Source organism: Cobetia sp. SIMBA_158 (genome assembly GCF_046566945.1).
In the GTDB taxonomy this organism is placed as follows: Bacteria; Pseudomonadota; Gammaproteobacteria; order Pseudomonadales; family Halomonadaceae; genus Cobetia; species Cobetia amphilecti.
The window spans coordinates 1-247 of the sequence record NZ_JAWJYL010000849.1; the positions used below are offsets into that span (position 1 = coordinate 1).

Annotated in this window: 1 pseudogene; it reads right to left on the reverse strand. The window is 66.8% G+C overall.

The features are described from left to right. Window positions 1-247: pseudogene (locus tag R2R70_RS22235) on the reverse strand (phosphomannomutase/phosphoglucomutase); the annotation flags it as partial.

The window sequence follows — 247 nt, forward strand, 5'->3', positions numbered from 1 at the left end:
CCGCGAGCGGCGCACCGGTCTCGCGCAGCTTCGCCTTCACCAGCGAATGGCCCGTCTTCCACATCAGCGGCTCGCCGCCCTTCTCCTTCACCCACTGCGCGAGATGGCGCGTGCACTTCACGTCGTAGATGATCTGCGCGCCCGGATTGCGCGACAGCACTTCCTCCGCGAACAGCATCAGCTGGCGGTCCGGGTAGATGATCTGGCCGTCCTTCGTAACGACGCCCAGACGGTCGCCGTCGCCGTC